The 7,922-nt window shown below is 56.2% G+C and carries 7 protein-coding genes; 4 read left to right on the forward strand and 3 right to left on the reverse strand.

Features of this window, described 5'->3' with window-relative positions:
* Positions 1–402 precede the first annotated feature (402 nt).
* The gene (locus QZ326_RS09810) at positions 403–1,902 is read left to right on the forward strand and encodes a sigma-54-dependent Fis family transcriptional regulator (RefSeq protein ID WP_295744622.1); all 1,500 of its coding nucleotides are present in this window, start codon (positions 403–405) and stop codon (positions 1,900–1,902) included.
* Positions 1,903–2,050: 148 nt separating this feature from the next.
* On the opposite strand, the gene QZ326_RS09815 is transcribed toward QZ326_RS09810, so the two are convergent.
* Complete coding sequence (locus QZ326_RS09815; protein WP_295744625.1) at positions 2,051–2,905, reverse strand: hypothetical protein; 855 nt, start codon at positions 2,903–2,905, stop codon at positions 2,051–2,053.
* A 229-nt stretch (positions 2,906–3,134) separates the two neighbouring features.
* Between QZ326_RS09815 and QZ326_RS09820 the strand changes: the two genes are divergently transcribed.
* The 3 genes from QZ326_RS09820 (at position 3,135) to QZ326_RS09830 (ending at position 5,320) form a co-directional block, all read left to right on the forward strand.
* Positions 3,135–3,896 (forward strand): DUF169 domain-containing protein, encoded by a 762-nt coding sequence (locus tag QZ326_RS09820; RefSeq protein WP_295744628.1) that lies wholly within the window; start codon positions 3,135–3,137, stop codon positions 3,894–3,896.
* 58 nt (positions 3,897–3,954) lie between these two features.
* Complete coding sequence (locus QZ326_RS09825; protein ID WP_295744629.1) at positions 3,955–4,431, forward strand: cupin domain-containing protein; 477 nt, start codon at positions 3,955–3,957, stop codon at positions 4,429–4,431.
* A gap of 91 nt (positions 4,432–4,522) precedes the next feature.
* On the forward strand, positions 4,523–5,320 hold the full coding sequence (locus QZ326_RS09830) for an HpcH/HpaI aldolase/citrate lyase family protein (protein WP_295744631.1): 798 nt from the start codon (positions 4,523–4,525) through the stop codon (positions 5,318–5,320).
* Between the two features lie 64 nt (positions 5,321–5,384).
* On the opposite strand, the gene QZ326_RS09835 is transcribed toward QZ326_RS09830, so the two are convergent.
* Positions 5,385–7,331: an FAD-dependent oxidoreductase gene (locus QZ326_RS09835; protein WP_295744634.1), complete on the reverse strand. Its 1,947-nt coding sequence runs from the start codon at positions 7,329–7,331 to the stop codon at positions 5,385–5,387.
* Between the two features lie 365 nt (positions 7,332–7,696).
* Positions 7,697–7,922, reverse strand: a 226-nt coding sequence (locus QZ326_RS09840) for a hypothetical protein (RefSeq protein ID WP_295744637.1), incomplete at its 5' end; no start/stop codon positions are given.

Here is a 7,922-nt window from a genome sequence, read left to right on the forward strand (position 1 = left end):
ATTTCCCAAAATACTGAGAAAAGTTCAGCGGTCCGGGAAAGGCATAGCTGCGTTGTCATCCGTGGCGGGCGTCAGCCCACCCGCGTCCTCCGTCTTGCTCTGCATTCCCCGTCCCCGCTTCCTTTTTCTCATTATTTCCGGGAACTGCTCTGGTTGGGCCGCATAAGTTAAAAATGAATGGTTCTTTGTGGTCCCGGCATCATCCGTTCTCCGGTGTCTGAGAAGGGGGGATTGCGAAAAGGAAGCCCTTTGTGGTATAATTCAACCAGCTCTAGCGCTTTCCGGCAAAGGACATGTTCGAAGAAAACACTCTTTTGGGGGAGATTTCCAATATTTCCGCCCGCCGGTCGGCGGAACAGATGGAGAAATCCACAACGCGAGGGCACTAAAAGGAGAAAACAGATGAATCAACAGGAATTTTTGGAGAAAATCTCACCGCATATGGACTCTCTGCGGTTCTCTGATCTTATCAAGCAGCCCATCCACTTTATCACGCCGGACGGTATTGTACAGTATGTCAATCAGGCTTGGGTCGATGAGTACAAGCTGCCTGCAAACGAGGCGGTCTCCCGCCACATCTCCAGCATTGATGAAGTCGTGCGTACAATGAATTACTATGTCTCCTTTGAGGAGGCATATTCTAGTCTTCGGGAGAATATCCAGAGCTTTTCCTATAATTATATTGACGTCCCCTCCAACATTCCCGCCTGTCTCCAGGCTGTCCACCAGCGCCGGGAGGTGACCGTGGTGTCCCAGATGCCCGATGGCGGGCTGGTGCTGGTGTGCAGTACACCGATTTTTAATGACAAGCAGGAAATTATTTTTGTGCTGACGCAGATTCAGGATCTGTCCCTCTGCGCCTCACTGCGGGACAGACTGGATCTTGAAGTGCGGGAAAACCGCAGAATGCGGGAAGAGCTGCAGTATCTTCGGGACAACCAGGTGACCACCAGCCTGATCGGCAGTTCCAAGGCCATGGCAGCACTGCGCAGTTATATCTCCATGATCGCCAAATCTGACGCCAGTGTTCTGATCACAGGGGAGAGCGGCGTGGGCAAGGAGGTGGTCGCAAAGGAAATCTACCACCAGAGCAGCCGGTCGGAGGGCCCTTTTATTACGGTAAACTGTGCCGCAATCCCGGAGTCATTGCTGGAGTCGGAATTGTTCGGTTATGAAAAGGGCGCTTTTACTGGGGCGTATAAGAGTAAAATGGGTCTTTTTGAGGTAGCGAACAATGGAACGATCCTCCTGGATGAGATTGGGGAATTTCCCTTGCACTTACAGCCAAAGCTGCTGCGGGTGCTGCAGGAGCGAGAGATCCGCAGAGTGGGAGGCACAAAGAGCATTCCCATTGATGTGCGGGTGATTACTGCGACAAATCGAAATCTGATTACCCAGGTGGAGGCGGGGAGCTTCCGCGCAGACCTCTACTATCGGCTGAATGTAGTGCCGATTCAGATTGCGCCCCTTCGAGACCGTCGGGAGGACATTGCCCTGCTGGCTTCCAATTTTCTGGTGTCTTTCAACAAAAAGTACAAAACCTCAAAGTTTTTTCTCAGCCAGGCGGTCATGCTGCTGGAGCAGCATGATTGGCCGGGAAACGTCCGGGAGCTGGAAAACGTGGTGGAACGCCTGGTCATTGTAAGCAGCAAAAACGCCATCACGCCCCAGCAGGTGCTGATGGTCTTCAGCGGACGGCTGAACGTAGACGCCACGCCGGACGCGCCGGTTATGTCCTTAAAAGAAGTGACGGCACAGCTTGAAAAGCGAATGATCACAGAGGCCTTGACCAACTACAAGAGCACCTACAAGGCCGCCAGGGTCCTGGGGGTATCCCAGTCCACGCTGGTGCGCAAGGCCAAGGCGCTGGGCATCCGTCGGGAAGAGCTTCCGGAAAATTGATGGAGACCGCAAAGCGCCTCTTCTCCGGCTATGCTTGAGAAGAGGCGCTTTGTAGTTTTATCGGGCAGGAGGAACACCGCAGAAAAGCGGGCAATGCAAAAACAACTCGTTTTGACGGCCCTGATTTCAAAAATGATTCACCGCCAGATCATATGAAGGCGCTGAACGGGCTGGGAGCTGGATTGGTCAATTCCTCCGCCGTAAAAAGGCGGTCAAAACCGAAGATAATACGGCCGCAGCAGGTCTGGCCGCCCTGCAGTGCCGCCGGCTCCGCCAGTGTCTGGAGGATCTGTACGCTGTCCGCCCGGGGGGTTACTGAAACCAGCGGCAAGTTGCCATAGATGGAAATCGCTGTCTGAACCGCCGGTTCAGTCAGCTCGGCCATGGGGCCCACGCCGCTGCCCTCCGGCGCGGAAAAGCAAACGGCGCCCGTCAAGGACTGGAATTGCAGGTCCCTGTAGGGGCTCTGTGCCACAGTCTGCCACTCTCCGCCGGCACGGTATTTAGGACAAAACGTCCTCAGCGCATAACCTCCGGCCGATCCGGCACGCAGCATCAGCTCACTGCAGATATTCAGAGCGGCGTCATGCTCCGGTGTTACAAAAAGGTCCATCACCAGGCGGTTGAGGTTGACCCACATTACCCGCGCTCCCACAGCGATCTCCCCTGTCCCGGCACGGACCCGGCAGGTGAGAAACACATGATTTTCGCCTGTCTCAGCCACATTCCAGACAGCATGGGACAGGGCGCCGGATAATTCTGAATCTTCCAGAGACACCACGCCCCGGAATGCCGGGGACGCCTCATCCTCCGCCAGAGACGACGGCTCCGCCAGTACATTCTGCATGGAACCGTCAGACGTGTGGATGCAGACGCTCTTCAGGGCACAGCCATAGGTGGAGAGCTCAATGTAATCATTGGTGCTGTTTGGGATGCGAAAAAGACTTACAGACTCTCCGTTCCGGGTAGTTCCAAAGGGGATGATGTCGATATTCTGTTCCATAATAGCCTCCCTGTGCCGCGAGTTACGCGGCATATCTCTTTTGCCGAGCCTTATCGGCCGTTGTCCATGAATTATAAGCAAATCGGGTGCCATCCCAATGGGATGCGCCCGGTTTTTTCTTTTTTATAGAGCGGCAGTAGTTGGCACTGAAAATGCTATATAAAAGAGCAGGACCGCGGATTCATTCAAGACTGCCGCCCGGTCCAATACAGACGGAAGAGGGCTTTTTATGGAAGTGCATAACTGGCAGGAGATTGTTCCGCAGCTGACACAGCTTCTGCGGCTGCAGACGCCGCCTGTTGCCATGAAGTGGATCGAGACAGAGGAGGAGCTGGCCGCCATTCCCAAGGTGCGGCTTCACGACAAGCACCTGCCGCCCTGCACCATTGTGGGGCACGCCGCGCAGTTCAACTGGACCAGCGCCTGCCGGCCGGAGAACATTCACGCCAATTACTGCCGCGGTATCAACGGTATGTTCGAGCGGGACGAAAAGTGGTACTCCGGCGAGATGTTCAACGGTGTATGGTTCGACAATCTGGAGGCCTCCAAGGCCCATAACCGGGCGTTGGAGTGCATCCCGCCCAAGTATGCGGCTGTGGTGGCCTCGCCATTGGTCTCCGGACGGATCGAACCGGATGTGGTGGTGGTCTACGCAACCCCGGCCCAGGCGTTTTTGCTGCTGGCCGGGTACCAATTCAAAGAATATAAAAAACTGGACTTCACCTTTGTGGGGGAGTCCACCTGTTCTGACTCCTGGTGCCGCACCTTTTTGACAGGCAAGCCCTCCATCGGCCTGCCCTGCTATGCGGATAAGAAGTTTGCCGGTATGGGGGAAAACGAGCTGCGGATCACTTTCACGGCGGAGGACTTTGTCCGAGCGGTGGAGGGGATGAAGGGCCTGCACAAAAACGGCCTGCGCTACCCCATCGCCTCCTACAGTCTGACCAGCGATATTCTGGATGGTCTTCCATCGCATTATCTGGAATTCTAATCGCTTGACAGAATACAACCATCCCATTCAAAAACTGGACAAGAAAGGAACGATCAATATGGCAAAGATCATGTACGGCAACTATAACGACTTGCCCTGGATGCCCAATCACAAGAAGGATGTGGACGGCAAGGTCATGTGCTATATGAAGTGCTTCGCCATGGAAGCCGCCAATATGCATATGTGCCTGGGGCAGATGTTCAACGGCATGCCCATCGGCCCCCACACCCATCCGAACGAGCAGATTGCCACGGTGGTGAAAGGGGAGTGCGACTACTGGGTGGACGGCGTTCCCTACCGCCTCTCTCCCGGCTGCTGGGTCAATGTGCCGCCTCACTACGTGCACTATGCCCACGTCTACCGCTCCCAGGGCCCCTGCTACCAAATGGACATCATGTCTCCCAAGCGCTCCTCCAGCTGCGACGAATACAAAGCCTGGCTGAAAGCGGAATATGACATTGACTGGGATGCCGGCGGACGGGAAGTCCCCGATCTCACCGAGCCTCAGGATACCTCCGCGGAGGTCCGTGCCTGACAGCCGGTATTTCGGCCCTGCCAAGACAGCCGGGCTCTTGAACGGCGAAAGCGTCATACAAGTCCGGCAAACGAAAAGAGGAGTGACTGCCATGGAAATGCGCAACCTTGTCAAAGAAAAAATCGCGGCCAACGGCTATGCGCTGGGCGCCTTTGTGGCCTCCAGCTCCGCGATGAACTGCGAGATCCTGGCCTTAAACGGCCTGGACTTTGTAATGATCGACTGTGAACACGCTGAGACAGACGCCGAGAGCATTGTGCATATGTGCCGTGCCAGCGAACTGTACGGTATGGCACCGCTGGTGCGGGTCTATAACCCGGACGACGGCCCCATGATGAGCCGGATGCTGGATGTGGGCGTTAATGGCGTGATGGCGCCGCTGGTCGGCACGCCGGAACAGGCAAAAAATCTGGTAAACTTTACCAAATACGCGCCCCTGGGCAAGCGCGGGGCCAATGGCGGCCGGGGCCCCCGTTGGGGCGCCTATGACAATTACGTCCAGGCTTCCAACGAGTGCTGCCTGTCCATTGCCCAGTGCGAGTCTATCGAGGGATTGAACAACATTGAAAAAATTGCCGCCACGCCGGGCATCGATGTGGTTTTCATTGGCACCGGCGATCTCTCCCTGGAAATGGGGATCAAGTTTAAAGCGGACTCTGCGGCCAACCATACTACCGAAGCGCCGGAGATGGTGGCGGCAGTGGACCGGATTCTGAAGGCCTGCCAGGCCAACGGCGTCATTCCCGGAATTGTTACCGCCAGCGCGGAGGACGCCGCCCGCCGTATTCGTCAGGGGTTCCAATTTGTCACCTGTATGAACGATTTGGGCTTTTTCCGCAGCCGTACCCGCCAGCATATTCAGATGGTGCGTGATCTGGTAAAGCACTGAGACAGTCTTGGGCAAAAAGAGCCTCCGTAAGCGCAATGCGTTTACGGAGGCTCTTTTTCACATCTCAGAGATTCTGCCGCACAAATTCAAAGGCCTTTGCGGCGGCAGTCTGAATATCCGGCGTCTCCGTGATTACGTGTACGGACAGACCTGCCGCGGCCAGCTCCTTTGCCAGGGGATTCTCATAGGTAAAGCCTGCCGCAGAGACTACGGTATCCACACCGGTAAGCATCTGCTGAACACCATTTTGTTCATAGATGATTTTATCGCCCTCTACTGAGAGGACCTTGGCCCCGGTGAGGATGCGGCATCCCTTTTCCAGAAGCCGTGCGATGAGAAGCGATCTGGCGGAGGTCCGCTCTTCCCGTGCCAGCACCGTGTCCATCTCAATCAGCGTGACCTGGCGGCTTCGAGCGCCCAGGTCCAGATGGGGGTGAATCAAATAGTCGGCGGTCTCACAGCCAACGGGACCGCCGCCCACTATCACCACGTTCCGGCCGACAGAGGCCTTCCCCTCCAGGGCGTCTCTGGCAGTGACCAACTGCGATGCGCCGCTGAGAAAGCGGGGCAGCAGGTTGCGGCTCCCGGCAGCCACAATGACCAGGTCATATTTCTCTTTTTTCGCCAGCTCTGAAGTCACCTTGGTATTCAGGAGAATCTTTACCCCCGCTTCCTCCGCCCGGCGGATCATATAGCCGGATGCCTTGGCAATCTCCTGTTTACAGGGCGGAAACGCCGCCAGGTACATCTGGCCTCCCAAGCGGGCCTCTTGTTCCATCAGCGTCACGTCATGCCCTCTCTCCGCCGCGTAGGCGGCGGCCGTCAGCCCGCCGGGACCGCCGCCTGCCACCAGGATCCGTGCTCTTTCCCCCGCCGGACGCAGGGCATTCACCAGCAGCTCCCGCCCGGCCTCCGGATTCACTGTGCAGCCAAAAGGCTCGTCCGCATTGACGGCGGCAAGGCACCGCAGGCACCCAATACATGGCCGGATAGAGGCAGGGTCCCGCCGGGCCTTGTTGGGAAAATCAGGGTCGCAGATCAGCGCACGGCCCACATACACAGCGTCGCATGCGTCCTGCTCCAGCAGCAGCTCACCCACCCAGGGCTCATTGATCCTCCCCACCACGCCAAGGGGGATGTGAACGGCCCGTCGGATCTTAGCGGCATAGTCCATATTGAATCCCTGGGGCGTTCCGGACGGAGCGGTGGTCTTCCAGGGGATGTCCAGGGAACCGTCAGAGAGGTGGATCATAGAAGCCCCGGCCCTCTCAAAGAGGCGGGCGATATACATTCCCTCTGTCAATGACTGCCCGCCGGGTTCCTCGTCGCAGGCGGACATGCGGACGATGATGGGGAACTCTGCGCCCACCAGCTCCCGCACGGCCCGGATGACCTCCACCGCCATGCGGGCACGGTTCTCCACACTGCCCCCGTATGCGTCAATGCGCTTATTGTGCAGCGGTGAGAGAAAGCTGCCAAGCAGGCCGTGCCGGTGGCAGCTGTGGATTTCCACAGCGTCAAAGCCCGCGGCCCGGGCGCGTCCGGCAGCCTCGGCGAAGAGCCGCACATATGTCCGAATTTCCGGGATGGTCAGCGGACGGGGCAGCTCGCCATAGGCCCGGGCCTCTACCGGGGAGGCCGCCACCGGCTGCCGCCCCTCGTTGTAGGAGGATGGAGCGGCGATGGCCGGGTGCAGGAGCTGCGCCCCGATACAGGCTCCATGGGCATGGACGGTATCTGTCAGGCGCTTAAGATTGCCGACGTGCCACTCTTCAAAGAGGCCTACATTTCGATAAGTTCCATACCGGCTTAACTTTTCAATCAATACACTGGGAATTGTGATATATCCCACGCCGCCACTGGCTCTGGCCGCGTAGTACGCCAGCAGCTCCTCGGTTACCCGGCCTTGCGTGTCTGCCAGATGCGTGGACATAGGCGCCATAAAAATGCGGTTTCGTACGGTCATGCTGCCTACCGTGATGGGGGCATAGAGGTGTTCAAATTGTTTCATATGCACTCCTTATGGTTTATATAATGAAGTCTTTTATAGCTGCACCACAGAAATTCTGTCTCAGATGTCCCTGCTATATCGCTTATAATCCTTTACTTCATATTGTTTCACTTCCTTGGCCTGACCTTGAAAGAGCGGTCCTGTTAAAACCACACGGGGTTGAACTTGTGAGCGAACTTCTATTATAGCTATAGCAAATTAGATGCCAGATAGGCCGGCGCCATAAACTTTCAAGCTAGGGGGAGTAGAACGGCGGCAGGCACTAAAGATATACTAAAAATCCGAAGCTGTTCCCGATTGGAACCAGGTTCGGATTATCATTATCTGTCTTCCATTGTAAACGTAAACCCGCCCAACGTCTTGTGTCAGGCGGAGTCGAGTGAGAAAATACGATAGAGTTCAAAAAGTGCCATATACTCTCGAATAGTACATGGCACTGCTTGTAGCGGGATAGATTTTTTTGGGGGGGGGGAGACACAATGGAACGGAGACTTCCGCTGATTGCAAGGCAAGTATAGCTGAAAGGCATTGATAAAGCTATTACCAACACCACCAAAGAACCAGAGGGCAAACGAAGCAAATGTAACAGTG

Source organism: uncultured Oscillibacter sp., from assembly GCF_910587525.1.
Lineage (GTDB): Bacteria > Bacillota > Clostridia > Oscillospirales > Oscillospiraceae > Oscillibacter.